This window comes from Curtobacterium sp. AB451, assembly GCF_050585845.1.
Taxonomy (GTDB): Bacteria; Actinomycetota; Actinomycetes; order Actinomycetales; family Microbacteriaceae; genus Curtobacterium.
The window spans coordinates 202507-228250 of record NZ_JBOBQG010000004.1; the positions used below are offsets into that span (position 1 = coordinate 202507).

Below are 25744 nucleotides of genomic sequence, written 5' to 3' on the forward strand. Positions count from 1 at the left end.
CTGGTGCGGGCGAGCCGCGGGCAGCCGCGTCCCGGCTACTCCGCCTCCGCCGTCGCGTCGGTCCCCACCGGAGCGGACCCGTCGTAGGAGCAGATCGCGGCGACCTTCTCGGCGCTCGCCGACGACGGGTCGAACTCGTACCCGAGCCACTCCTTCGCGAGTCGACGTGCCAGCTCGACACCGATGACCCGCTGGCCCATGCAGAGCACCTGCGCGTCGTTCGAGAGCACCGACCGCTCGACACTGAAGGAGTCGTGCGCGGTCACTGCCCGGATGCCCGGGACCTTGTTCGCGCTGATCGCCACCCCGAGCCCGGTGCCGCAGATCAGGATCGCCCGGTCCGCCCTGCCGTCGGCGACCATCCGTGCGGCGTCGACGGCCACGTGCGGGTAGGCGGTGTGTCCGTCGGCATCGACCCCGACGTCCTCGACCGAGGCCACCCGGTCGTCGGCGAGCAGATCGCGCTTGATGACCTCCTTGTAGTCGAAGCCGGCGTCGTCCGAGCCGATCACGAGTCGGTACGTCATGCGTGTGTTCCTTCCAGTCGGTCAGCACGGGTGGCGAGGACCTCGCCGACCCGGGTGAGGATCATCCCCATCGACGTGGCACCCGCGTCGGGGGTGCCCACGCTCTTCTCCGCGAGCGGTCGCGCGCGGCCGATCTTCGGACGCAGCTCGGCGGTCGCGGCCGCCTCGGTGACGGCGATCGCGGCGGCGGCGCGCCATGCGGTCGCGGTGTCCTGGCCGCCCTCGACCCCGGCGCGCAGCGCGTCGACGAAGGGGAGGAGGGCGTCGAGCAGCGTCTTGTCGCCGCGGGAGGCTCGTCCGAGGTGCACGATCGAATCGGCGAAGGCCTGCGCTGCGTCGACGACGTCCGCGGCCCGGTAGGTCTCGCGGTCGTCGCGGAGCGATCGACCGAACGCCTCGAGGGCTGCACCCCAGAGGACACCGGAGGTGCCGCCCGCGAACTCGGCCCACGCGTCACCGGCGCGTCCGATGACGAACGCGACTCCTGCCTCCCGGTCGAGACGGTCGACGGCCCTGCGGGCCGCGCTCGCGCCCTTGACCATGCCGCGGCCGTGGTCGCCGTCACCGGCGACGGCGTCGATGCGGCCGAGTTCCTCCTCGTGCTCGCGCAGCAGCGCCTCGACCGCGACGAGCGCGTCGCGCGCCGTGTCGGCGGCCTGCCGGGAGGCGGTGGTCGCGTCCGGCACCTCCATCGCCTCCGCCGCGGCGTCCTCCACCGCGTCGGCCGGCACGAGCGCTGCGACCGGCGCTGCCACCTTGCGGTACGCGGGCGTGTAGGCGTCGGCACGCCAGTAGCGCTCGAGCTCGTCGTCGAGCCACTGCAGCGTCAGCGAGCACCCGCCCATGTCCAGGCTGGTGACGAGTTCGCCGACCTCGGGCTCGACGACCTCGAGGCCGGCCTCGGTCAGCAGCGGGAGCACACGCCCCCACAGGAGGAAGAGTTCCTCGTACTTCGTGTCGCCGAGTCCGTTGAGGATCGGGGCCACCCGTGTGGCCCCCGCCGGGCGCTCGGCCAGCAGCCGGTCGACGAGGAGCGATGCGAGCTCGCGCGCCGGCAGCAGCGGGACGTCCTCGATGCCGGGCTCACCGTGGATGCCGAGTCCGAGTCCGAGGTGGCCCTCGGGGACGGAGAACAGCGGCTCGGCGGCGCCGGGCATGGTGCAGCCGGAGAACGCGACGCCGATGGTCCGGGTGGCGGCGTTCGCGGCGTTGCCGACGCGCTCGACGTCGTCCAACGATGCTCCCGCCGCGGCCGCGGCACCCATCGCCTTGAAGACCGAGAAGTCGCCCGCGATACCACGACGACGCGCGGGTTCTTCGGCACTCGCGACGTCGTCGGTGACGATGACGACCCGGGTCGGGATGCCCTCGGCGTTCAGCCGTTCTGCGGCGATCCCGAAGTTCATCACGTCACCGGCGTAGTTCCCGAACGTGAGCACGACGCCCCGGCCTTGGTCGGCGGCCTTCGCCACCGAGTACACCTGCGCGGTCGACGGCGAGGTGAAGACGTTGCCGACGACGGCACCGGTCGCGAACCCCGGTCCGACGATCCCGCAGAACGCGGGGTAGTGTCCCGACCCGCCGCCGACGACGACGGCGACCTGGGGCTCGGCTGCGGCGGTGGGGAGCGCCACCACGCCACCGTGGACACCGCGCACGCGGTCGGCGTAGAGCGCGGTCCAACCGGCGAACTGGTCGTCGGCGAAGTCCTCGGGATCGTCGTGGATGGTCGTCATGCTGGTCCTCCGGTGGTGGTGGGTCGTGGGGCCGGGCGGCGTCGGGACGGCCGACACCGCCCGGGGTCGTGCACCGGGTGGCGGCGGGACGGCCGCTGCCACCCGGGAGCTCAGTGGGCCTTGGTGCCCTGCGGGACACGCAGGAAGTGGACCATCACGAACGCGCAGGCGTACAGGCCGACGAAGGTCCACGTGACCGCCTGGCCACCGCCGCCGAGCGCGAACACCGCCGCGACGACACCGGTGCCGAGGAACGCGGCCCCGCCGGCCGCGGTGGTGTACATCGCCATCGCGGCGCCCTTGTGGTCGGGTGCCAGCGCCGGCATGATCGCGCCCATCGGCACGAAGCCGGCGAGCAGGCAGCCGAAGACGCATCCCGCCACGACCGAGAGCACGTACCCCCAGTCCGATCCGGCGGGGACGAGCTGCGGCACGTACCACCAGGCCACGAGTCCGGTCGCCGATCCGACGATGCCGAACCACTTGACGGTGCGCTGCCAGCCGATGCGGTCGCCGACCCAGCCGAACAGGGCGTTGACGAGGATGTTCGTCGCGTACACGCACACCGTCATCAGGAGCCAGCGACCCTGCCCCCACCCGCGGTCGTCGGCGATCACGGCGGGCAGGACGACGAACATGCCGAACTCGGGTGCCGTGTTGATCAGTCGGACGAGGAATCCCATCAGGACCTTCGGGCGGGTGAGGGTGAGGCGGATGCCGCTCGTCAGGACCCGCCAGGCGGTCTCGCCCTCGGGCGCGATCCGGCGGAACCCGTTCGGCAGGCGGACGCCGAAGAACATGACGAGGAAGCCGATCAGGACGAGGCCGATCGAGGCGATCATGGCGCCGGTCTCCCCGCCCGTACCGCCGCCGAACGCCGGGATCGCGCCGATGGCGAAGAGCGAGCCGAGCGTGGGGAGTCCGCCGGTGAACGCCACGTAGAACCAGCCGACGGCCGAGCCGTTCCGCTCGACGGGCGTGGTGATGTTCACCCACACGAGGAACGCGAACGCGAAGAGCGGGTAGCCGAATCCGCGCAGCGCGTACGACACTGCCGCGAACGGGACGCTGCCGAGCGCGAGGGCGACGAGGAACAGCACCTCGAAGACGACCCACACGCCGAAGCCGAGCACCATGACGCGGCGCGGACCGACCAGGTCGGACAGGGCACCGGACACGTACGAGCCGATGAGCGCAGCGAGGCTGTAGAAGGTCACGATCGTCGCGACGGTGGCCTCAGGGCTACCGAGCACGGCGACCATGTGCGGTGTGATGAAGTTCGACTCGACGCCGTTCCCGGTCATGAAGACCAGCACGGCGACGAACCCGAGCGCGAGCGGCTTCGGGATCCCCATCCGGTCCAGTCGCCCCTCTGGGGGGGTTGCTGGCGCAGTGGTCGGGCGTTGGGTCGTCGTCGACATCCTTGACTCCTGTGTCCTGGTGGTCTGCGAACTGCTGATGACTCTACACTGTTGGAACGTTTGTCCAGAACACAATTTCAACCGACGGTCACGGGATCTGCGAGCACGTCGCCGGGCGTGCGCTCCGGTCGGCACTCCACGCGGCGATACGATCGACGTGTCCGCGCGAACCGATCGCTCGTCGACCGGTGTCGGCGACGTCCCGAAAGGCAGTGCCACATGTCCTCCGACATCACCGCGCCGACGGAGGCCGGGCGCACGCGGTTCCCGCTCGACACCGTCTACCAGGCGGCAAGGATGTACTACCTCGAGGACGCCACCCAGGTGGAGATCGCGTCCAGGCTCGGTGTTTCACGGCCGACCGTGAGCCGGCTCGTCGCGGAGGCCCGCCGGGCTGGACTGGTCCGGATCGAGGTCGTCGACCCCTTCCAGGACGAGACCGTCGCGCTCGCCGAACGACTGCAGGTGGTGCTCGGGCTGCACGCCGTCCACCTCGCTGCGGTCACCCATCCGGCCACGCTCGGCGTCGACCTCGCGGGGGCGGTCGCCACGGCCTTCGAGGGCATGGGGCTCACGGCGGGGGACGCCGTGCTGATGTCGTCCGGCCGGACCGTCTACGACGTCGCGCGCGCCGGGATGCCGCGTCTGTCCGGTGTCCAGCTCGTCCCGACCGTCGGTGGTCAGGCCGACCCGATGCCGTGGTTCCAGACCAACGAGATCACGAGGACGGCCGCTGAGCACTCCGGTGCGATCCCCGCCTTCCTCTTCGCGCAGGCGATACCGTCCCCGGCCATGCGGGCCACACTCGACGAGGACCCTGCGTTCCAGCACGTCGTCGGTCTGTGGAGCAGTGCGAAGGGCGCCGTGCTCGGGATCGGCGCGCCGACCGCGACGCGGGACGCGATCGCACGGGGCGTCCCGGTGGAGGATGCTGCGTTCCAGTACGCGGCTGGTGACGTGTGTCTCAACTTCTTCGCGGCCGACGGCTCGGCGATCGAGTTCCCCGGGAGCGATCGGATGGTCAGGACGTCTCGCGAGGTCCTCGCCGGCATCCCGCACGCCGTCGGCGTCGCGGTCGGTGAGGCGAAGGTGGCGAGCATCATCGGCGCAGTCCGGGGTCGGCTGGTCAACGAGCTCGTGACGGACGCCGCCACGGCGCGAGCCCTCCTCGACGCGCTCGCCTGACGGCGGACCACGCCGGGGTCGGGTGGCGGCGGGCGACGGCACTGCCGTGGCGACCTGTCACGCGTCGCTCGGCGGTCCCGACGTGTGGGACGGGAGGCGCGGTGCGGGCCCGCACCGCGCCTCCCGTCCGCCGGGTGGTGCGTCTACCGCGTGCGCCGCACGTCCCACAGGTGGTGCACCGGGTCGTGCGCGTAGTAGGTGGCGAGCGTGGCGACGGTGAAGGCGCTGCCGTCGGACCGGAGGCCGGTGCGTCCCAACTGGTCGTCCCGCACGTCGTCGAAGGCGCGGGCAGCACGGTGCGCCGCCTCGCCGAGCTCCCGCACGACGGTGGCGGGGTCCTGCTCGCCGTAGCGGTCCTGGACGGCCGTGGCGTCCTGGTCCCAGTTCGGGAAGGTCGGGGCGTCCTCGGTGAGCATGAGCGCCAACCGCTCGGCCATCTTGCGGTGCACGTCGCGCACGTGCGCGGCGTACTCGAGCGGTGACCAGGTGTTCTCGTCGGGGCGGTCGCGCACGTCGTCACGGTCGAGGATCGCCGGCCACGCCGAGGTGTTCGCGTCGATGATCCCCGGGACGTCGCGGATCGTGACCGTGCTGCCGTCGTAGCCGCACTCGGGGCACGCGGACTCGATGACCCACGTCCAGTTCTTCGTCTCGGGTTCGATCGCCATGGCTGGATGGTACGGCCTGTCACCGTCCGCTCCGATCCGCGTGCCCGAGGCGATCGACGCCGACCCCCGTCCGGGGGACACGCCGGTCCCTGTGAATCACCGGTCAGTGATGTTCCGGTCGCTCGGTATCGTCGACGGCTGTTCCCGGGCCGGTACCCGTCGGCCCGCCGATCCTCCGAGGAGAAACGCATGGGTTCCGACCCCAGCAGTACCCCGACCCGACCGCACCGACGGCTCCGCGAGAGCGACGTCACCGTGGTCGACAAGAGCATGATGCGACGAGCCGTCAGTGGCATGGTCGTCGGCAACACCATGGAGTGGTACGACGTCGGCGTCTACGGCTACCTGGCCGTCACGATGGGGAAGGTCTTCCTCCCGACGGCCGAACCCGCGGTCCAGATCCTGTTCAGCCTCGGTGTCTTCGCGGCCACGTACATCGCCCGGCCGCTCGGCGGCATCGTGTTCGGTCGTCTCGGCGACCGCATCGGGCGGCAGAAGGTCCTCGCGACGACGCTCATCATGATGGCGACGTCGACGTTCCTCATCGGCGCGCTGCCCGCCTACGCCACGATCGGCGTGTTCGCGCCGGTCGTCCTGGTCGTGCTGAAGCTCGCGCAGGGCTTCTCGACCGGTGGCGAGTACGCCGGGGCGACGACGTTCGTGACCGAGTACGCGCCGGACCGTCGCCGCGGGTTCTTCGCGAGCATCCTCGACTTCGGCAGCTACTTCGGCTTCGCGCTCGGCGCGACGGTCGTCTCCGTCCTGCAGATCACCCTCGGCGACGAGGCTATGACCGCGTACGGCTGGCGCTTCCCGTTCCTCGCCGCCGGGGTCATCGGCGTCGTCGCGATCTGGTTCCGCCTGCGCATCGAGGAGTCCCCGGTCTTCCAGGCCACCCAGGCCGCGCAGGAGGCCGCGACCGAGACCCGCGCGTCCTTCGAGGGCGAGCGCCCCGCGAACGTGTTCGCCATGGTCCGCGACCACTGGCGGCCGATCGTCATCGCCGTGATGCTCGTCGCCGCGTCGAACACCGTCGGGTACGCCCTGACCTCGTACATGCCGACGTACCTCACCGACTCGCTCGGCTACTCGGCGCTCGACGGCACGCTGCTCACGATCCCGGTGCTCCTGCTCCTCGCGGTGATGCTCCCGCTCACGGGCAAGCTGTCCGACACGCTCGGCCGTCGCGTCGTGATGTGGATCGGGGCCGCGACGACCGTCGTGCTCGTCGTGCCGGCGTTCCTGCTGATCGGGCACGGCGCGCAGTGGTCGACGCTCGCGGGTCTCGGGCTCCTCGCGCTCATGACCGCGCTGTGGGTGTCGAACCAGGCGGCCTCGCTGCCGGCGCTGTTCCCCACGTCGACGCGCTACGGCGGCATGGGGTTCGCCTACAACATCGCGATCGCGGTGTTCGGCGGGACGACGCCCCTCATCGTGCAGGCCCTGCTCACGGCGACGGGCGACGAACTCGCGCCGGCCTACTTCCTGATGGCGACGAGCGTCGTCGGGGCGATCGGGGTGTTCTGCATGAAGGAGTCCTCGCGCCGCCCGCTGCCCGGGTCGATGCCGGCGGTGGAGACCGCGGAGGAAGCCCGCGAGCTCGTGCTGACGCAGGACACGAACCCGCACCTCGACCTGGGGGACCTGCCGTTCGCCGCCGAGGACGCCGCCCGCCGTGCCCGCGAGGCCGCGGGCGAGGGCGAGGTGGCCGCGGCGCGCTGACGCCGGGGTGACCGATCGCTCGACTCGGAACGACGAGGTCGATGTCGTACGACATCGACCTCGTCGTTCGTTGCACCCGCGGGTTGTTGCACGGCGGCGGGAACGACATCGCGGTCGTCGTACGACGTCGAGGATGTCGTTCGGCGTCGGGCAGCGCCCGCGTCGCTCGGCGTCGGGCAGCGCCCGCGTCGCTCCGCGTCGGGCAGCGCCCGCGACGGGCAGCCCCCGCGTCACTCGTGCCGGTGCTCCCCGGACGCGTCGAGCGCCGGCCACACCGGGAACGGGTCCGCCCACGCGCGCCAGACGTCCGGCCCCGCGAGGAGTTCGTCCGGCGTGAGGAGCGCCCCGTCCAGCGCGCGCTCGATCGCCGGCACGTCGAGTCGCTCGCCGACGAACCAGAGCGCCTGCCCGATCGGGGCGTCGGCGTCCCACGACGGATTCGCGGTGGGGTCGAGCGCGAGCATCGCCCCGAGGCTCGACCACGACCCGACGTGGTCCGGGCGCGAGGCCAGTCGGAAGAACCCCCGTGACCGCAGCACCCGGCCGTTCCGCCCCGCCGCGAGGTCCCGCTCGATGACCGACGCCAGCCGCCCGGGGTGGAACGGCAGCGGCTCGCGGTAGCGCATGGCGACGAGGCCGTCCCGGGGGTCCCGTCCGCCCGAGCCCGACAGCGCCCGCATCCAGCCCGCTCCGTGCGCGAGGACCCGTGCCGCACCGCCGTTCGACGCGGGCAGGTCGGCGGCGCCCCGGATCGACGATCCGGCCACGACGACCGCCTGCGGGGCGAGTCGGTGCAGCAGCGCGAGGAGGCTGCGACGCCGTCCCACCGGCACCGGGCCGACCCGGTCGAGGACGACGACCGTGGCGTACTCGACGAGGGCCGCCACGCGGTCGGCCGCGACGAACGCGTCGTCGACGTCGGACCAGAGCAGATGGGCGACGTCGTCCGCGCGCAGGACGCTGACGACGTGCCGGAGCACCCGGTCGTCGCCGGTCTCCGCGCGCGCGGCGTTCGCGAGCATCATCCCCACGGCGCGGGTGTCGGCACCGGGCGGCAGTGTGACGACGAGGCCGTGGTCGGCGTCCGGTCCGCACACCCGGTCGAGGTGCTCGGCGCGCTCGGCGACGGACCGGGCCGCGGCGACGGCACTCCCGGTGGCGTGCATCCGGTGGCCGACCGAGAGCCGTGCGGCCACCCGGTCGGCGTCGACGTCGTGCATGGCGGAGACGAGGGTGATGGCGGCGGGACGCATGTGGGCTAATCTACATGATCATCGTTCTCAACAACTAAGACGTCGACGAAGGAGAACCCCGTGAAGGTCCGCAACTCGCTCAAGGCACTCAAGAAGATCCCCGGGTCGCAGGTGGTCCGCCGCCGGGGCCGCGTGTACGTCATCAACAAGCAGAACCCGCGGTGGAACACCCGGCAGGGGTGACGTCACCGGCGTTCCGTAGGGTGGCTCCATGCGACTGCTGCTCATCCGCCACGGCCAGACCCCTGCGAACGTGAACGGTGTCCTCGACGCCGTCGTCCCCGGGCCGGGACTCACCGAACTCGGGCAGCAGCAGGCCGACGCCCTGCCGGCGGCGCTCGCCGACCGGGGGATCGAGCGGCTCTTCGCGTCGACGATGGTCCGGACGCAGATCACCGCGGCACCGCTCGCCGCGTCGCTCGGCCTCGAGCCGGTGGTGCTGCCGGGGCTCCGCGAGATCGAGGCCGGCGACACCCAGGGCAAGCGCGACCAGGTGTCCGTCCAGACGTACATCTCGACCGTGCACGGCTGGTCGCTCGGGGACCGCACGACCCGGATGCCCGGCGGCGAGAGCGGCACCGAGTTCTTCGCGCGCTACGACGACGCGGTCCGGCAGATCCTCGCGACCGGCGCCGAGGTGGCGGCCGCGGTCAGCCACGGTGCCGCGATCCGGACGTGGGCGAGTGCCGCCGCCGACAACACCCCGGACCACTTCGGCACGAAGCGCCACCTGGAGAACACCGGGATCGTCGAGCTCGAGGGCTCCTTCGACGACGGCTGGCGCCTCGTCGACTGGGAGGGCGAGCCCGTCGGCGGCGAGCAGCTCATCGACCGGACGGCGCAGGACCCGACCGGCGAGCGGTTCTGACGCGACCAGCAGACAGCGCGACCAGCAGGCGGACGGGAGGCGCGGTGCCAGCCGGCACCGCGCCTCCCGTTCCGTGGTCGGTCGCGTGGACTACGCGAGCTGCGACGCGGACGTCAGCGGCACGATCACCCGGTGCGCCTCGCGCAGGACGTCGAGCGTGTGCTGGACCTCGTCCGCACGCTCCTCGGGCGTCCAGCCGAGCGACCCGGCGAGCACGTCCGCCAGCTCGTCGAGCAGGTCGATCGTGACCCCGCCGACGAAGGCGAGGTTCGTGCGCCGGAGGACCACGTCGACCAGGTGCACGGCCTGCTCGCGCTCGGCGAAGTACGCGACCTCGGCGCGGGTGAGGCCCGGGTCGGACTCGAGGGGCTCGACGGGGCCGTCGACCAGGACGTCCACGACCTCGGCGGCACGGGTGCCGTAGCGCTCGAGCAGTCCCTCGACGACGGAGGCGTCGAGGCCGTCGCGGTGCGACTTGATCCACAGGGCACGCTGGGCGTCCGTGGTCGGGAAGTCCTTGCCGCCGCCGATCGGCATGCCGGTGGTGTCGACCGTGCGGGTCACGCCGAGCTTGGTCGTGACGTCGGTGGACAGGTGCGCGGCGAGGGCGCGGAAGGTCGTCCACTTGCCGCCCACGAGCGACAGCACGGTCGAGTGCGGCAGCCCGGCGATCGGGGTGTCGACGATCCGGTAGTCGCGCGAGACGAAGCCGGGCGCGGTGTCCTCGTGGCGGGGCAGCGGCCGGATGCCGGAGTAGCTGTAGACGATGTGGTCGCGGGTGAGCGCGATCTGCGGGAAGACGTGCTGCACCAGGCCGAAGAAGTAGTCGATCTCCTCGTCGGTGGTGACGACCGGCTTCGACGGGTCGGCGTCGATGTCCGTCGTGCCGATGAGGACCCGGCCCTTGAGCGGGTAGATGAGCACGATGCGGCCGTCGTTGTTCTCGAAGAACAGCTCGCGGCCCTTCGTCGCCTCGAGCAGCTCGGGGTTGTCGACGACGATGTGGGAGCCCTTCGTGCCGCCCATGAACGCCGTCTCGCCGCCGAACGCCTGGTTCGTCAGGTCGGTCCAGGGGCCGGATGCGTTCACGACGACGTCGGCGGTGAAGACGAACTCCTCGCCGGTCTCCTGGTCGCGGAGCAGGACGCCACCGTCGCGGGTGCCGGCGGCCTCGACGTAGTTGACGGCGCGGGCGGTCGACGCCGAGCCCTCGCCCTTCCCCGCGGCGAGCCCGTCCTTGAGCACGTCGAGCGCGAGGCGCTCCGGCTCGTGCACCGACGCGTCGTAGTAGGTGCCCGTGTACTTGAGGTCCTTGTTGAGCGCCGGCATGTCCTCGAGCGCCGCCTTCTTCGTGAGGAAGCGGTGCTTCGGGACGGAGCCGCCGTCGCGCGAGAAGGAGTCGTAGATCGTCATGCCGATCTTGATGAGCGCGGCGCCGCGCTCCTTCGTCGAGCGCTGCTTGTGCGTGAGCATCCGCAGCGGGGCGTTCATGATGCCCGAGAACGTCGAGAAGATCGGCATCGTCGTCTGCAGCGGCTTGACGTAGTGCGGAGCGATCCGGATGAGGCCGTTGCGCTCCTGCACGCTCTCGCGGACGAGACGGAACTCGCCGTTCTCGAGGTAGCGGATGCCGCCGTGGATCATGTGGCTCGAGGCGGCGGACGCACCCGAGGCGTAGTCGCCGCGCTCGACGAGGGCGACGTCGACGCCCTGCAGGGCGAGGTCGCGGAAGGTGGCGATGCCGTTGATGCCGCCACCGACCACGAGGACCTGTGCGTTCGGGCGCTCCGTGAGCGCGTTCACCGTGTTCCGGGGCTGCGTCTTCTTCGACATTGGTGCGTCGCTTCCTTCATGGGTTCCGTGGTGGTTCGTCATCGATCGTGCGCCTCCGTGAGAGGGCGGGCAACTTGCGTGCACGAACGTGCAGCACACGTGTCCGGAGTGGCCGGAGGAGGGCCGGGAGGCGCGACAGGGGTTGCAGAGGCCGTGCACGTCCGTGCATGCTCAGTTCCCATGAGTGACGCAGCGCAGCCCATGCGCACGCAGCAGGCGCTGCGCGCCGCGCACCTGTACTACCTGCAGGACCTGACGATGGACGCGATCGCCGACGAGCTCGGCACCTCGCGGTCCTCGGTCTCCCGCCTGCTCAAGTACGCCAGGGACACCGGGCTCGTCGACATCCAGATCCGATCGCCGCTCGACCAGGCCGCGGCGCTCAGCCGGAGCATCCGCTCCCGCTTCGGGGTGCACGCGCACGTCGTCCCGGTGCCGGACCACACGAGCGACGTCGACCGGCTCGAACGCGTCGCCCTGTCCGCTGCGCGCATCCTGACGCAGTACGTCGAGTCGAACATGGTGATCGGGATCTCGTGGGGTTCGACCGTGAGCGCGGTGAGCCGGTACCTCGTGCCGAAGACCACCCACGGCTCGACGGTCGTCCAGATCAACGGCGCCGCGAACACCCGGACGACCGGCATCGTCTACGCGTCCGAGATCCTCCGCCGGTTCGGCGAGGCGTACGGCGCGTTCGTGCAGCAGTTCCCCGTCCCGGCGTTCTTCGACGACCCCGCCACGAAGCAGGCGCTCTTCCGCGAGCGGTCGATCCGCCGGGTGCTCGACCTGCACGAGCGGATGGACCTGGTGGTCTTCGGCGTCGGGGCGCCCCAGGCGCCCGTGCCCTCGCACGTCTACTCCGGCGGGTACCTCGACCCGTCCGACCGCGACGAGCTCACGAAGGCGCAGGTCGTCGGCGACGTCTCGACGGTGTTCTACCGGGCGGACGGGTCGTGGAAGGACATCGGGGTGAACGCCCGCGCCGGTGCCCCGGACCTCGACACGATCAAGCGCGCGCCGCGCCGGGTCTGCGTCGTCGCCGGACGCTCGAAGGCCGCGTCGCTGAAGGGTGCGCTCGCCGCCGGGCTGATCACGGACCTCATCCTCGACGAGAGCGTCGGACAGGCGATCCTGCAGCCCTGACCGGTCCGGGGCCTCCGGACCGCGGGTCCGGATTGTCGGTGGTGCCCCGTAGGTTGCTCGACATGGTCGCCACGATGGACACCCGCCACGCCGCCGGCGTTCGCCGGTCCGGGGACACGCGGTACTCCCGGCGCATCGCCGGCACCGACGTCGACCAGGCGCTCGCCTTCTTCGCCGGTGACTACGCCTTCCGTTCGCCCGCCGTCCGCCGCACCCGCACCGACACACGCTGGGAGTTCGCGGGCGTCGGCGACGACCGGCTGTCCCTCCGCTCGTCGCGGTTCCTCGTCGATCTGCGGAGCGACAGCCGTGTCGACGACGCGTTCCTCGTCGCCTGGCTGCGGAGCGGGGCGAGCACGATCTCGTACGACGGCGCGGACGTCCACCTCGAGCCGGGCGTGCCGGTCGTGCTGCCCTTCGCCGACACCTACGCGCTCCACCACCGCGACATCGGGCTGAACCTCGTGCACCTCGACGCCGGGTTCGTGCGCTCGGTCGTCGGCGACGACGACTTCGCCTTCGAGCCGCTCCGCCGTCCGACGGTCGAGGGCATGCGCGCGTGGCAGTCGGTCGTGCGGGCCCACTCGGCGACGTGGCTCGACGTCGGGAACGAACTGACCGCCCTCGCCCAGCGGGACATCGCCGAGGCGTTCGCGCGCGCGGCCGTCTCGGCCTTCCCGGAACGGAGCCGCTGGCGCACGTCGGTCACCGGCAGCGGGCCCGAGCACGCCCGGCTCCGTCGTGCCCTCGAGTACGTGCACGAGCACGCCCGCGAGCCGATCGGCACGCCGGAGATCGCCGCCGCGGCCGGCCTGAGTCCGCGCGGCCTGCAGCAGTCGCTCCGGCGGCACCTCGACCAGACGCCGGGCGACCTGCTCCGCAGCGTCCGGCTCGACGGCGCCCGCGCGGACCTGGTGCGCGGCGACCGCGACGCGACCTCGGTGGCCGACATCGCGCGGGCGTGGGGGTTCGGACACCTCGGACGCTTCTCGGCGACGTACCGGGCGCGGTTCGGCGAGCTGCCGAGCGAGTCGCTGCGCGCGCACTGACCGCGGCGTCCGCCGCGCTGTCGTAGCGTGGCCGGATGGACACCGTCGTCACCGCCCTCCGCTCCGCCCTCGCCGATCCGGACGGCGCCCTCGTCCGCACCGAGCGGGACGTGCTCGACGCCGCGCGGACCGACAAGTCCGGCTGGGTCGCCCCGGGTGGCCCCGTCGCGGTCGTCGAGGCTCGGACAGTCGAGCACGTGCAGGCCACGCTCCGCACGTGCTCGGCGCTCGGGGTCCCCGTGGTCCCGCGCGGTGCGGGCACCGGCCTCGCCGGCGGCGCGAACGGCACCGAGGGCACGGTCGTGCTCAGCGTCGCCCGGATGGACCGCATCGTGCGGGTCTCGGTCGACGACGAGTACGCGGTGGTGGAGCCCGGGGTGCTGAACGGCGACCTCAACGCCGCGGTGGCCGAGCACGGGCTGCGGTTCGCCCCGGACCCGGCGAGTGCGGCCATCGCGAGCGTCGGCGGCAACATCGCCACCAACGCCGGCGGGCTGCGGTGCGTCAAGTACGGCGTCACGCGGGAAGCGGTGCTCGGGCTCGACGTCGTGCTCGCGGACGGACGACTCGTCTCGACCGGACACCGCACCGTCAAGGGCGTCACCGGACTCGACCTCACGGCGCTGCTCGTCGGGTCCGAGGGCACGCTCGGGGTGATCGTCGGCGCGACCGTCCGGCTCGTGCCGATCCCGGCGGGCGAGCCGGCCACCCTCGGCGCCGTCTACCCGAGCGTCGAGGCGGCGGCGCGTGCCGCGGCGTCCGTCGTGGCGGGAGCGGACCGGCCGTCCACGGTCGAGTTGCTCGACGCCGCCGCGCTCGAGGGGATCGCGGCCCACCTCGGGCCGCAGGTGATCGCCGAGACGGTGGGGAGCAGCGCGGCGGGCGGGGTGTTCCTCCTCGTGGAGTACGACGGACCGGGCGCGACCGAGGCCGCCCTGGGTGCCGTGCCGCGCCTCCAGGCCGAAGGCGGGACCGTGCACCTGGCCGGCTCCGCGGCGGAACGCGACCGCCTGCTGACGATCCGGCGGGCGTTCCACCCGGCCATGGAGGCGCGGGGCCGCGTCCTCATCGAGGACGTCGCGGTGCCGCGCAGCCGGCTGGCCGAGATGTTCGCGCGCGTCGAGGCGATCGGGCAGCAGTACGGCGTCGCGATCCCGACCGTCGCGCACGCCGGCGACGGCAACCTGCACCCGAACTTCGTGTTCGCGGGCGACGAGGTGCCGCAGCACGTGTGGGACGCCGCCGACGCGATGTTCCGCGCGGCGATCGAGCTCGGCGGGACGCTGACGGGGGAGCACGGGGTGGGCGTCCTCAAACGGCGGTGGATCGGCGACGAGCTCGGGGACGACGTGCTCGAGCTGCAGCGCGGGATCCGACGGGTGTTCGACCCCGCGGGGATCCTGAACCCGGGCAAGGTGTTCTGAGCGTTTCGCCGAATCCTGTCGGACGATTTCGCGCTCGATCGCTCGGATGTTCGGAGGAAACGTCGTCGTAACGAATCCGTCGCTCAATGGTGAGGACGTACGCACCGCCCACGAAGGAGTCCGCAATGCTCATCGGCGTCCCCACCGAGATCAAGAACAACGAGTTCCGCGTCGCCGCCACCCCGGCCGGCGTCGCCGAGCTGGCACTGCACGGCCACGAGGTGCTCGTGCAGTCGGGAGCCGGGGACGGGTCCTCGTTCCCCGACGCCGAGTACGCGGCCGCCGGCGCGACGATCGTCCCGACGGCCGCCGAGGTCTGGGCGCGTGCCGAGATGATCCTCAAGGTCAAGGAGCCGGTCGCCGCCGAGTACGCGTCGATCCGCCCGGGCCAGGTCCTGTTCACGTACCTGCACCTCGCTGCGGACCGACCGCTGACCGACGCGTTGATCGACTCCGGTGCGACGGCCATCGCGTACGAGACCGTCCAACTGCCGGACCGGTCGTTGCCGCTGCTGTCGCCGATGTCCGAGATCGCCGGTCGGCTGTCGGCGCAGGTCGGTGCGAACCACCTCATGCGAGCGCACGGCGGGCGCGGGCTGCTGCTCGGCGGCGTCCCCGGTACCCCGAAGGGCCGTGTCGTCGTCATCGGCGGCGGGGTCGCGGGGGAGCACGCCGCGACGATGGCGCTCGGCCTCGGCGCCGAGGTCACCGTGTTCGACATCAGCCTGCCGCGCCTGCGTGCCCTCGACGCCCGGTTCGACGGACGCATCACGACGCTGCGCTCCTCGGCGCACGCGATCGCCTCGGCCCTGCGCGACGCCGACCTCGTGATCGGGTCGGTGCTCATCCCCGGGGCCTCGGCGCCGAAGCTCGTGACCGACGCCATGGTGGCGGACATGCAGCCCGGGTCGGTGCTCGTCGACATCGCGATCGACCAGGGCGGCTGCTTCGAGGGCTCGCACCCGACCACCCACGACGACCCGACGTTCGCCGTGCACGACACCGTGTTCTACTGCGTGGCGAACATGCCGGGAGCGGTGCCGCGCACCTCGACGATCTCGCTGACGAACGCGACGCTGCCGTACGCCGTCGCGATCGCGAACCAGGGGTGGGAGGCGGCGACGGCGGCGGACCCGGCCCTGGCGCTCGGGGTGAACGTGCACGCGGGGCGGGTCGTGAACGCCGCCGTGGCCGAAGCGCACGGCCTGGCGGCCGCGGCGCGCTAGCCGCGCGGGCGCTGCGCGCCGCGCGCCGCGCTGCGCGCCGGCCGCGAGGCCGAGACTCGGCCCCGCGGACAGTTTCGCGGCTCCCGAGCCACGAAACTGTCCGCTCAGCCGAGTCTCGGCGCGCGCCGCGGGCGCGGCTGGCCGCACGCCGGGGCGTCGGCGCGCGGGTTTCGCGCTGAACGACAGTTCACGCGGCCCGCGGGCCGTGAACTGTCGCTCAGCGCGAAACCGTCAGCGGGTGGCCCGGTGGCAGCCGGCCGGCTGGCCGGCCGCCGGCCGCGCCGCCGCGTCAGGCGGCCGCGACGCGCGCCGGCGCAGCCGCGCCGCGCCACCCGGCACGGGCCCGCACCACGAGCGTCACGACGACGGCCGCAGCCGCCGCCACCACCGCCGCGACGGCGGTCGGCGTCGACACCAGCGGCCCGTCGAGCCGCGCCACCGCGACCCACGCCAGCCCCCACGCGAGCGACGCCGTCGGAGCCAGGCGCCCGCGACCCCACACGGCGAGGAGCACCCCGACCAGCCCGGCCACGAGTGCGACCACCACGCCCCACACGTCCTGCGACAGCCCGAAGCCCCGGAAGCCCGCGGCGGTCAGCACCGCGGCCGTGTTCGCCGCCGTGGCGACGCACACCCACCCGAGGTAGAGCCCGAACGTGCCGTCGGTGACGATCGCCTCGACGATGCCGGACGGCCGCGAGCGACGCAGCAGCACAAACGTCCAGACGAGCACGGCGAGCAGCGCGACGATGATCGGTTCGCTCAGCCACAGGAACCCGAACTGCACCGACAGGATCCACGCGGCGTTGAGCAGCAGTGACAGCACCGCCGGCACGGTCAGGCGGGCGTGACGCTCGTCGTCGGCGGTGCGGAAGCACTGCCGGACGGCGTAGGCGAGCAGCCCGACGTAGATGACGCTCCAGATCGAGAACGCCGGCCCGTCCGGCGCGATCGCCGTCGACGAGGCCGACAGTGCTCCGCCGGCAGCGTCCTGGATCGGCGTCCCGCCAGCGGCTCCCGAGCCGACGAACGCGCCGACCACCGCGACGACCGCGCTCACCGCGACCGCGATCCGCTTCCAGATCCTCTTCATGACAGTCCCTTTCGTCAGCATGCTGATGACCTGCACCGTAGGCGCGTGGCCGCGACCGGCGCGCAGCGCACGTCCAGCCGGCGGGGGACGGACCGGACTGGAGGCGCGGTGCGGGCCCGACCCGCGCCTCCAGGCCCGCACGTCGGTCGCGTCCGACCCCCGCGCGCTCACCCTGCGTACGGTGGTGTCGTGTCTGTCGAGCTGAACACCGTCTACGTCGACCGGATCGCCCCGATCGCGAGTCCGTCGCTCGACGACACCTTCCGGATGCTCGAGGACCAGGGCGCCAGCGCGTGCATCGTGCTGCACCAGCCCGACGCCCAGGAGCTCGGCGACGTCGCCGTGGCCCTCGGCCTGCACGAACTCGCGGTCGAGGACTCCGCCGAGGGGCACCAGCGCCCGAAGCTCGAGCGCTACGGCTCGACGCTGTTCGTCGTCCTGAAGCCCGCCCTGTACAACGACCAGCAGGAGGAGGTCGCGTTCGGCGAGGTGCACGCCTTCGTCGGCGAGGAGTTCTTCCTGGTGGTCGTGAAGGCCGATCCGCGCGGCAGGCAGACCGTCCCGCGGGCACTGCAGCGGATGAGCGGCAAGCCGGGCCTCGTGACCGTGGGGCCGCAGGCGCAGCTCTGGGCGCTGATGGACTCGATCGTCGACGGCTACCTGCCGGTGATCGACGGCCTCGAGGAGGACATCAACCAGATCGAGGACCAGCTGTTCGCGGGCGAGGCGGGGGTCTCGCGCCGCATCTACGAGCTGTTCGGCGAGGTGGTGGACTTCCAGCGCGCGGCCCGGCCGCTCATCCACATCATCGAGAACCTGCACCGCGGGGCCGAGAAGTACCACCTGCCGGTGGAGATGCAGCGCCGGTTCCGCGACGTCCTCGACCACGCAATCCGCACGGTCGAGCGGCTGGACACCTTCCGGCAGCTGCTGCAGAACGCGTTGACGGTCGACTCGACCCTCGCGGCGCAGAAGCAGAACGACGACACGAAGAAGATCTCGGGCTGGGCGGCGATCCTGTTCGCCCCGACGCTCATCGCGGCGATCTACGGCATGAACTTCACGCACATGCCCGAGCTGCAGTGGCGGTGGGGGTACCCGCTGGCGATCGTGGCGATGGTCGTGTTCGCGGCGGCCCTCTACGTCGCGTTCAAGGTGAAGCGCTGGTTCTGACGCGCATCCGTGTGCGACTCCTGGTCCAGTTCGTGTGCGCGCCCGGGGCATCTGCGCGCGTCGTGTTGCTGGGAGCGCTCCCAGAGCGCGAGACTGCTGGAGCCGTCACCGTCGCCGACTGGAGCCCACATGCCGAACGACCTCGTCCACCTCTCTGCCGGGGGCGTCTCGCTCATCCTCGACTGCCGTGACCACGCGCTGCCGGCCGTCGTGCACTGGGGTGCCGCGCTCGGGCCGCTCGACGCCACCGAGCTCGCGGCCCTCGCGGACGCCGACGTCCTGCCGCTCGCGGGCAGCGAGCCGGACCACCCCGTCCGCGTGGCCGTCCTGCCGGAGCCGCACCGCGGCTGGACGGGACGGCCGGGCCTTACCGGGCACCGGGACGGCCGGGACTGGTCACCGGCGTTCACCGTCATCGCGCTCGAGGTGACCGACACGACGGCGGACCCGGCCGGCTCCGCCGCCCGGGACACGACCGGCGCGTCGGACCCGGCCCGCCCCGCGGCCCGGGTCGGTACGGACGCCGAGGCCTCGGTCGGCCCCGCCGCCGGCGTCGTCGCCGACGCCGAGGACACCACCGCCGGGCTCCGCCTGCGCCTGACGATCGAGCTGCTCGCATCCGGACTCGTCCGCACGCGTGCCGCCGTCACGAACACCGCGGACGGCGTGTACACGCTCGACGACCTCACCGTCGCGCTGCCGGTCCCGTCCCGTGCCCGCGAGGTCCTCGACTTCGCCGGACGCTGGGGCAAGGAGCGCACCCCGCAGCGCCGCGAACTCGTCGTGGGCACGCACGAACGCGAGAGCCGCAAGGGGCGCACCGGCCACGACGCCGCGACCGTCCTGAGCGTCGGCGTCCCCGGGTTCGGCTTCGCCCGCGGCGAGGTCTGGGGCGTCCACACGGCCTGGAGCGGCAACCACCGGCACGCGGCCGAGCGCCTGGCCACCGGACGGCAGGTCCTCGGCGGCGGTGAGCTGCTGCTGCCCGGCGAGGTCCGGCTCGGGCGCGACGAGACGTACGAGGGCCCCTGGGTCTACGCCGCGTACGGGGACGGCCTCGACGACCAGGCCGCCCGCTTCCACCGCTGGCTCCGGAGCCGCCCGCAGCACCCGACGACCCCGCGCCCGACGACCCTCAACGTCTGGGAGGCCGTCTACTTCGACCACGACCTCGCCCGCCTGACCGATCTCGCCGAACGTGCCGCCCGGATCGGGGTGGAGCGGTACGTGCTCGACGACGGCTGGTTCCGGGGCCGCCGTGACGACCACGCCGGCCTCGGCGACTGGTACGTCGACGACGAGGTGTGGCCGGACGGGCTCGGCCCGATCGTCGACCGCGTGCGGGCGCTCGGCATGCAGTTCGGCCTCTGGTTCGAACCCGAGATGGTCAACGAGGACAGCGACCTCGCCCGGGCGCACCCGGAGTGGATCCTGCAGGCCGACGGGCGGCTGCCCGTGCGTGCCCGCGACCAGCAGGTCCTCGACCTCGCGGTCCCCGAGGCCTTCGCGTACGTGCTCGAACGGATGACCGCGATCATCGGCGAGTACGGCATCGAGTACGTCAAGTGGGACCACAACCGGGACCTCGTCGAGGCCGGGCACGCGGGCGGGGGCGCGGCCGTGCACGAGCAGACGCTGGCCGCCTACCGGCTCATGGCGACGCTCAAGGAACGGTTCCCGACGCTCGAGATCGAGTCCTGCGCGTCGGGCGGCGGGCGCGTCGACCTCGGCGTGATCGAGCACACCGACCGGGTGTGGGTGTCCGACGACATCGACCCGCTCGAACGACAGCAGATGCACCGGTGGACCCAGCAGCTCCTGCCGCCGGAGCTGCTCGGCGCGCACGTCGCCAGCGGGCGGAACCACTCCACCGGCCGCGTGCACGACCTGGCGTTCCGCGCCGGCACCGCGATCACGGGCCACTTCGGCATCGAGTGGGACCTCGTCGAGGCCACCCCGGAGGAGGAGTCGGCGCTCGCCGAGTGGATCGCCCTCCACCGCGAGTGGCGCCCGCTGCTGCACGGCGGGGACCTCGTGCGGATGGACGAGGTCGACGACTCCCGCCTCGTGTACGGCACCGTCGCCCCGGACCGGCAGCGTGCGGTCTTCTTCCTCGCGAGCGTCGGCCGGTCCGAGGTGTCCGGCTCCGGGCGCCTGACGTTCCGCGGGCTCGACCCGGACACCTCGTACCGGGTCGACCCGGTCGTCGTCGGCGCGGGGTTCGGCATCGTCGCACCGCCGTGGTGGTCGGGGGACCGGGTCTTCCGCGGCCGCACGCTCGAGACCGTGGGCGTGCAGCCACCGCTCGTCCCGGCGGACTGCGTGGTGCCGTTCCGACTCACGGCCGTCTGAGCAGCGGCCAGGAGGCGCGGTGCGGCCGGGCGGTGCGGGTCGCCTCGGCCGCGTGGCGCGCCCGGTAGGCTTCCGGTCATGCCGCACCCCGGACACGCGACACGTGCCACGCCGGTCTGGGCCCTGAAGCTCGCGGTCGTCACGGGACTCGTCGGGGTGGCCGGCGGGATCGCCGGCGTCTCGGTGTGGCTCGCGCTGCAGCTCATCCAGTTCGTCGCGTTCGGCTACCCGTTCGGCGGCCACCTCGAGGCGGCGGACGCCCCGAGCGCGCTGAACCGCTTCCTGGCGCTCCTCGCCGCCGGCGTCCTGACCGGTGTCGCCTGGTGGGCACTCCGACGCTGGGGCCGTCCGGTGGTCTCGGTGCCCGCTGCCGTCGGCGGGAAGCGGATGCCCGCCCTCGCGACGGTGGCGAACGCGGGCGTCCAGATCCTCGCCGTGGGGCTCGGAGCGTCGATCGGAAAAGAGGTGGCGCCGCGCGAGATCGGGGCGTGGCTGTCCCAGCTCGTCACCGCCCGGGCCGGACTGACCGCCCGCGAGACCAAGATCCTCGTCGCGTGCGGCGCCGCTGCCGGCCTGGCGGCGGTGTACGACGTCCCGCTCGGCGGTGCCCTGTTCGCGGTCGAGGTGCTGCTCGGCGAGCTCACGTTCGCGACCGCCCTGCCGGCCTTCGCGACGAGCGCGATCGCGGCCTTCGTGGCGCGCCTCGTGATCCCGGACGAGGTGCTCTACCACGTGCCCTCGATGCACCTCTCGTCGTCCCTGCTCGTCTGGGCCGTGCTCGTCGGACCGGTGCTCGGGTTCGCCGGCGTCGGCTTCGTGAAGCTCACGAACCGGTTGCAGGGGATCGCGCCGAAGGGGTGGCGGCTGCTCGTGGTGCTGCCGGTCGTGTTCGCGATGGTCGGCCTCATCGCCGTCCCCTTCCCGGAGATCCTCGGCAACGGCCGGGCGCTCGGCGTCCTCGCGATGAACACCTCGCTCGACGACGGATCGGTCGCGGGGCTGTCCCCGATCCTGTTCCTGCTCGCGCTCGGTGTCGTCCGGACCATCACGACCTCGGCGACCATCGGGGCGGGTGCGGTCGGCGGCACGCTCACCCCGTCCATCGCGATCGGTTCGGCCGTCGGCGGCGGCCTCGGCGGCCTGTGGCTCCTGCTCTGGCCGACCGACGGACCGAGCCTCACCGCGTTCGCGTTCATCGGCGCGGCGGCGTTCCTCGCGACGACCATGCGGGCGCCCTTCACCGCGCTCGTGCTCGTCGTCGAGTTCACCCAGCAGGGCACCGACATCCTCATCCCGTCGCTCCTGGCGGTCTCGGGCTCGGTCGCGGTCGGCTACGTGCTCGCCCGTCGTCGCAGCGCGCAGATGGTCTGAACAGTTCGTCACGATCCGGTGCGCGGCTCGTCCGGCGCGCCTACGATCGGCCGCACGACGGGGCGTCCGGTTCCGTCCCCGAGACGAGGAGTGACCGATGGCGGGGTTCGACGACATCACCAAGAAGGCCCAGGAGTTCCTGAAGGACGGCAAGGTCCAGGACGCCCTGAAGAGCGAGAAGGCCGAGGGGATCAGCGACAAGGTGCTCGACGGTGTCGCCGACGCCGTGAAGAAGGCGACCGGCGGCAAGTTCGACGACAAGATCGACGGCGCCCGCGACGCCGCGGACAAGCAGGTCGGCAACGAGTGACGCGCTTCCCGCGCACCGTGCGGACGGCCCCGGACCACGTGTCCGGGGCCGTTCGCCGTCAGCGGTGCCCGTCCGACTGGACTCCTGGCCGCGAGCAGACCACCATTGACGGGTGACTGTCGTGGCGCCGAACCAACCGCTCACCGAGTCCGAGGTCGAGGCGATCAAACAGGACTTCCCGATCCTCCAGCAGGAGGTCAACGGGTTCCCGCTCGCCTACCTCGACTCCGGGGCCACCGCCGAACGACCCCGGCAGGTCCTCGACGCCGAACGTCGGTTCCTCGAGCACGACAACGCCGCCGTCCACCGCGGTGCGCACACCCTCGCCGCCCTGAGCACCGACGCGTACGAGGACGCCCGTGCCACGGTCGCCGGGTTCATCGGTGCCGCGACGCCGTCCGAGGTCGTCTGGACCGCGAACGCCACCGACGCCCTGAACCTGGTCGCCTACGGCATGGCGAACGCCAGCCGTGGTCGCGGCGGCGTCGACGCCGAGCGGTTCCGGCTGGCAGCCGGTGACGAGATCCTCGTCACCGAGGCCGAGCACCACGCGAACCTCGTGCCGTGGCAGGAGCTCGCCGCGCTGACCGGCGCGACCCTCCGCTGGGTCCCGGTCGCCGACGACGGCACCTGGACGGCCGAGGCCGCAGCCGCACTGATCTCCGACCGGACGAAGGTCGTCGCCTTCGCCCACGTCTCGAACGTGACCGGCATGATCGCCCCGGTGTCGGCCGTCGTTGCCGCCGCCCACGCACACGGTGCGCTCGTGGTGCTCGACGCGTGCCAGTCGGCCCCGCACCGACCGCTCGACGTGCAGGAGCTCGGCGTCGACTTCGCGGCGTTCTCCGGCCACAAGATGCTCGGGCCGAACGGCATCGGCGTGCTCTGGGGCCGCCACGAGCTGCTCGACGCCCTGCCGCCGTTCCGCACCGGTGGCTCGATGATCACCACGGTGACGATGGAGGGCTCCGAGTACATGCCGGCGCCCGAGCGGTTCGAGGCCGGCACACAGCCCGTCTCGCAGGCCGTCGCCCTCGCCGAGGCCGTGCGGTACCTGCAGGGCATCGGCACGGAGCGGATCCGCGCGCACGAGGAGCACCTCGCGGAACGCATGCTGACCGGACTCGCCGCCGTGCCGGGGGTCCGCGTCGTCGGTCCGCCGGCCGGTGTGCCGCGCTCGGGACTCGTGTCGTTCGACGTCGACGGCGTGCACGCCCACGACGTCTCCCAGTACCTCGACGCCCAGGGAATCGCCGTGCGCTCCGGCCACCACTGCGCCCAGCCGCTGCACCGCCGCCTCGGCCTCGTCGCCACGAGCCGCGCGAGCACGTACGTCTACACGACCGAGCAGGACGTCGACCGGTTCCTCGCCGCCGTCGGCGAGGTCCGCCACTACTTCGGAGCCACCGCGTGAACGCCCTCGACTCGCTCTACCAGCAGGTCATCCTCGACCACGCGAAGGCCCGGCACGGCGACGGCGAGCTGCCCGACGCCGACGCCGAGCACTTCGAGCGCAACCCCACCTGCGGCGACGAGATCACCGTGCGCGTCCGGCTCGAGCCGGGGACCGAGCGCATCGCCGCACTCGCGTGGCAGGGGGACGGCTGCTCGATCTCGATGGCCTCGGCGTCGGTCCTCACGGACATGGCGGTCGGCCGCACGGTGCCCGAGCTCCTCGCCCTCACCGAGGAGTTCCGCACCATGATGCGGTCCCGGGGTGCCGGCGAGCCGGACGAGGACGTGCTCGAGGACCTCATCGCCTTCCACGGCGTCTCGAAGTTCGTCATGCGGGTCAAGTGCGGGATGCTCGCGTGGGTGGCGGCCGAGGCCGCCGCGCGCGAGGCGACCACGCGCTCCTGACGCGACCGGTCTGCGGTCCGGGAGGCGCGGGTCGGGCCCGCACCGTCCCTCCTGGACCGCAGTCCGCACGTCACGGTTCGTCACCATGCGTGACGCACGGGGGAACGAGCCGTAGCGTCACGGCCGTGAGCACGAACAGCGAGCACCGCCAGATCCGGTTCAACGCCTTCGACATGAACTGCGTGGCGCACCAGTCCTCCGGGCTCTGGCGCCACCCGCGCGACCGGTCCCGTCACTACAACGACCTGTCCTACTGGACCGGCCTCGCGCAGCTCCTCGAACGCGGGAACTTCGACGGCATCTTCATCGCCGACGTCCTCGGCACCTACGACGTGTACGGCGACTCGAACGAGGCCGCGCTCCGCACCGGGTCGCAGGTCCCGGTGAACGACCCGATCCTGCTCGTCTCCGCGATGGCGTCCGTGACCGAGCACCTCGGCTTCGGGATCACCGCCGGGACCGCCTACGAGCACCCGTACCCGTTCGCCCGGCGCATGTCGACGCTCGACCACCTCACGAAGGGCCGCGTCGGCTGGAACGTGGTGACGGGCTACCTGCCGAGCGCCGCGCGGAACATGGGCCAGACCGACCAGCTCTCGCACGACGACCGCTACGACGTCGCCGACGAGTACCTCGAGGTCCTCTACAAGCTGTGGGAGGGCTCGTGGGAGGACGACGCCGTGGTCGAGGACCGCGAGACCGGCGTCTTCACCGACCCCGCCAAGGTGCACCCGATCGAGCACCACGGCACGCACTTCGACGTCCCCGGGATCCACCTCTCCGAACCGTCCGTGCAGCGCTCGCCCGTGATCTACCAGGCCGGCGCTTCGCCGCGCGGTATCCGCTTCGCGGCCGAGAACGCCGAGGCGGTGTTCGTCGGCGCGCCGACCGTCGAGCAGCTCGCCGTGACGGTCGGGAAGGTCCGCGACGCCCTGGAGGCCGCCGGCCGCGACCGGTACGCCGCCCGCGTCTACACGCTGCTGACCGTGATCACCGACGCCACCGACGAGCTCGCCCAGGCGAAGTACGAGGACTACCTGTCGTACGCGTCGGAGCTCGGCGCGCTCGTGCTGAACTCCGGCTGGATGGGTGTCGACCTGTCGCAGTGGGACCTCGACGAGCCCCTCGGGGACGTCGAGTCGAACGCGATCCAGTCGGCGGCGGCCAACATCGCGGCGGCCACCGGGTCCGACGGGTCGAAGTGGACGATCCGGGACCTCGCCCGGCACACCGCGATCGGCGGCCTCGGCCCCGTCGCGGTCGGTGGCGGTGCGACCATCGCCGACCGGCTCGTCGAGATCCAGGAGCAGACCGACGTGGACGGCTTCAACCTCGCCTACGCGGTGACACCCGGCACGTGGGAGGACGTCATCGAGTTCGTCGTGCCGGAGCTCCGCGCCCGCGGCGTCTACCCCGACGGGTACGAGCCGGGCTCCCTGCGGCACAAGCTGCACGGCCGCGGCGACCGGCTGCCGGCGGAGCACCGCGGGGCGTCGTTCCGGGTCGGGGAGCGGGCGGTCGTACGCTGAA

General features: G+C 72.4%; 22 protein-coding genes. 15 read left to right on the plus strand and 7 right to left on the minus strand.

Annotation, left to right across the window (positions count from 1 at the left end):
* Positions 1-35: 35 nt before the first annotated feature.
* From ACQXVK_RS10855 to ACQXVK_RS10865, 3 genes are all read right to left on the minus strand, one after another.
* Positions 36-527, minus strand: a complete 492-nt coding sequence (locus ACQXVK_RS10855) for a ribose-5-phosphate isomerase (RefSeq protein WP_402269093.1) — start codon at positions 525-527, stop codon at positions 36-38.
* Positions 524-2263, minus strand: a complete 1740-nt coding sequence (locus tag ACQXVK_RS10860; RefSeq protein WP_022905629.1) for a dihydroxyacetone kinase family protein — start codon at positions 2261-2263, stop codon at positions 524-526. The genes ACQXVK_RS10855 and ACQXVK_RS10860 overlap by 4 nt, the downstream gene beginning before the upstream one ends.
* A 110-nt stretch (positions 2264-2373) precedes the next feature.
* The gene (locus tag ACQXVK_RS10865) at positions 2374-3618 is read right to left on the minus strand and encodes an RbtT/DalT/CsbX family MFS transporter (protein WP_083857838.1); all 1245 of its coding nucleotides are present in this window, start codon (positions 3616-3618) and stop codon (positions 2374-2376) included.
* Positions 3619-3903: 285 nt separating this feature from the next.
* On the opposite strand from ACQXVK_RS10865, the gene ACQXVK_RS10870 reads away from it, so the two are divergent.
* On the plus strand, positions 3904-4869 hold the full coding sequence (locus ACQXVK_RS10870; protein ID WP_402269096.1) for a sugar-binding transcriptional regulator: 966 nt from the start codon (positions 3904-3906) through the stop codon (positions 4867-4869).
* A 143-nt stretch (positions 4870-5012) separates the two neighbouring features.
* Here the strand turns inward: ACQXVK_RS10870 and ACQXVK_RS10875 are convergent, their stop codons facing one another.
* Positions 5013-5537, minus strand: coding sequence for a DinB family protein (locus ACQXVK_RS10875; RefSeq protein ID WP_430853576.1), 525 nt, complete (start codon positions 5535-5537; stop codon positions 5013-5015).
* Positions 5538-5726: 189 nt separating this feature from the next.
* Between ACQXVK_RS10875 and ACQXVK_RS10880 the strand changes: the two genes are divergently transcribed.
* Positions 5727-7259, plus strand: coding sequence for an MFS transporter (locus ACQXVK_RS10880; protein WP_430853577.1), 1533 nt, complete (start codon positions 5727-5729; stop codon positions 7257-7259).
* Positions 7260-7489: 230 nt separating this feature from the next.
* On the opposite strand, the gene ACQXVK_RS10885 is transcribed toward ACQXVK_RS10880, so the two are convergent.
* A complete protein-coding gene (locus ACQXVK_RS10885) occupies positions 7490-8512 on the minus strand; it encodes a GTP-binding protein (protein WP_430853578.1) in 1023 nt (340 codons plus the stop codon).
* Positions 8513-8572: 60 nt separating this feature from the next.
* Here ACQXVK_RS10885 and ykgO point away from each other — a divergent pair, with 60 nt between their 5' ends.
* A complete protein-coding gene (ykgO, locus tag ACQXVK_RS10890; RefSeq protein WP_022905672.1) occupies positions 8573-8695 on the plus strand; it encodes a type B 50S ribosomal protein L36 in 123 nt (40 codons plus the stop codon).
* 28 nt (positions 8696-8723) lie between these two features.
* Positions 8724-9380 carry a histidine phosphatase family protein gene (locus ACQXVK_RS10895; RefSeq protein ID WP_430853579.1) on the plus strand — a complete coding sequence of 219 codons (657 nt, stop codon included), beginning with the start codon at positions 8724-8726 and terminating at the stop codon, positions 9378-9380.
* Between the two features lie 90 nt (positions 9381-9470).
* Here ACQXVK_RS10895 and ACQXVK_RS10900 read toward each other — a convergent pair whose 3' ends face one another.
* Positions 9471-11213: an FAD-dependent oxidoreductase gene (locus ACQXVK_RS10900; protein ID WP_430853580.1), complete on the minus strand. Its 1743-nt coding sequence runs from the start codon at positions 11211-11213 to the stop codon at positions 9471-9473.
* Positions 11214-11393: 180 nt separating this feature from the next.
* Here ACQXVK_RS10900 and ACQXVK_RS10905 point away from each other — a divergent pair, with 180 nt between their 5' ends.
* The 4 genes from ACQXVK_RS10905 (at position 11394) to ald (ending at position 16055) form a co-directional block, all read left to right on the plus strand.
* On the plus strand, positions 11394-12356 hold the full coding sequence (locus ACQXVK_RS10905; protein ID WP_022905765.1) for a sugar-binding transcriptional regulator: 963 nt from the start codon (positions 11394-11396) through the stop codon (positions 12354-12356).
* Between the two features lie 62 nt (positions 12357-12418).
* Positions 12419-13405 carry a helix-turn-helix transcriptional regulator gene (locus ACQXVK_RS10910; RefSeq protein ID WP_430853581.1) on the plus strand — a complete coding sequence of 329 codons (987 nt, stop codon included), beginning with the start codon at positions 12419-12421 and terminating at the stop codon, positions 13403-13405.
* Between the two features lie 35 nt (positions 13406-13440).
* Positions 13441-14829 (plus strand): FAD-binding oxidoreductase, encoded by a 1389-nt coding sequence (locus ACQXVK_RS10915; protein WP_430853582.1) that lies wholly within the window; start codon positions 13441-13443, stop codon positions 14827-14829.
* Between the two features lie 125 nt (positions 14830-14954).
* Positions 14955-16055: an alanine dehydrogenase gene (ald, locus tag ACQXVK_RS10920; RefSeq protein WP_430853583.1), complete on the plus strand. Its 1101-nt coding sequence runs from the start codon at positions 14955-14957 to the stop codon at positions 16053-16055.
* A gap of 289 nt (positions 16056-16344) precedes the next feature.
* Here the strand turns inward: ald and ACQXVK_RS10925 are convergent, their stop codons facing one another.
* Positions 16345-17148: a tryptophan-rich sensory protein gene (locus ACQXVK_RS10925; RefSeq protein WP_022905669.1), complete on the minus strand. Its 804-nt coding sequence runs from the start codon at positions 17146-17148 to the stop codon at positions 16345-16347.
* A gap of 189 nt (positions 17149-17337) precedes the next feature.
* Between ACQXVK_RS10925 and ACQXVK_RS10930 the strand changes: the two genes are divergently transcribed.
* The 7 genes from ACQXVK_RS10930 (at position 17338) to ACQXVK_RS10960 (ending at position 25743) form a co-directional block, all read left to right on the plus strand.
* Positions 17338-18321 (plus strand): magnesium and cobalt transport protein CorA, encoded by a 984-nt coding sequence (locus tag ACQXVK_RS10930; RefSeq protein ID WP_416395015.1) that lies wholly within the window; start codon positions 17338-17340, stop codon positions 18319-18321.
* Positions 18322-18450: 129 nt separating this feature from the next.
* Positions 18451-20673, plus strand: coding sequence for an alpha-galactosidase (locus ACQXVK_RS10935; protein ID WP_430853584.1), 2223 nt, complete (start codon positions 18451-18453; stop codon positions 20671-20673).
* A gap of 78 nt (positions 20674-20751) precedes the next feature.
* Positions 20752-22044, plus strand: a complete 1293-nt coding sequence (locus ACQXVK_RS10940; RefSeq protein WP_402269117.1) for a chloride channel protein — start codon at positions 20752-20754, stop codon at positions 22042-22044.
* Between the two features lie 97 nt (positions 22045-22141).
* Complete coding sequence (locus ACQXVK_RS10945; RefSeq protein WP_402269119.1) at positions 22142-22354, plus strand: antitoxin; 213 nt, start codon at positions 22142-22144, stop codon at positions 22352-22354.
* A 121-nt stretch (positions 22355-22475) separates the two neighbouring features.
* The gene (locus tag ACQXVK_RS10950) at positions 22476-23768 is read left to right on the plus strand and encodes a SufS family cysteine desulfurase (protein WP_430853773.1); all 1293 of its coding nucleotides are present in this window, start codon (positions 22476-22478) and stop codon (positions 23766-23768) included.
* On the plus strand, positions 23765-24214 hold the full coding sequence (sufU, locus tag ACQXVK_RS10955) for a Fe-S cluster assembly sulfur transfer protein SufU (protein ID WP_430853585.1): 450 nt from the start codon (positions 23765-23767) through the stop codon (positions 24212-24214). Before ACQXVK_RS10950 ends, sufU begins: the two co-directional genes overlap by 4 nt.
* Before the next feature lie 125 nt (positions 24215-24339).
* Positions 24340-25743 (plus strand): LLM class flavin-dependent oxidoreductase, encoded by a 1404-nt coding sequence (locus tag ACQXVK_RS10960; RefSeq protein ID WP_022907121.1) that lies wholly within the window; start codon positions 24340-24342, stop codon positions 25741-25743.
* Position 25744 lies beyond the last annotated feature (1 nt).